General features: G+C 42.3%; 1 protein-coding gene. It reads left to right on the plus strand.

Annotated elements, in window-relative coordinates:
* Window positions 1-44 precede the first annotated feature (44 nt).
* Window positions 45-487 (plus strand): NADP-dependent isocitrate dehydrogenase (locus tag AB4512_RS22305; protein WP_372175719.1); only part of this gene is annotated, 443 nt, incomplete at its 3' end.

Below are 487 nucleotides of genomic sequence, written 5' to 3' on the forward strand. Positions count from 1 at the left end.
GCTCACTACTTTAAATGAGCTTGTAAGAACTATAGGGAAATTTCATGCCTACTGAAAAACCAACGATCATCTATACCATTACAGACGAAGCTCCGGCGCTAGCAACATACTCTCTGCTGCCTATCATTCAATCTTTTACAGCTTCTTCTGGTATTAACGTTGATACTCGCGACATTTCACTTGCAGGGCGTATTATTGCCAACTTCCCTGACTATTTGAACGAAGAGCAACGTATTGGTGATGCATTAGCAGAACTAGGTGAATTGGCTAAGACACCAGAAGCAAACATTATCAAGCTTCCAAACATCTCTGCATCTGTACCTCAGCTTCAAGCAACAATCAAAGAGCTACAGTCAAAAGGTTACGCACTTCCTAATTACCCAGAAGAAGCAAACACTGACGAAGAGAAAGCAGTAAAAGCGACTTACGACAAAATCAAAGGCAGTGCAGTAAATCCAGTATTGCGTGAAGGTAACTCGGATCGCCG

Source organism: Vibrio sp. 10N.222.52.B7, from assembly GCF_041474275.1.
GTDB lineage: Bacteria > Pseudomonadota > Gammaproteobacteria > Enterobacterales > Vibrionaceae > Vibrio > Vibrio crassostreae_C.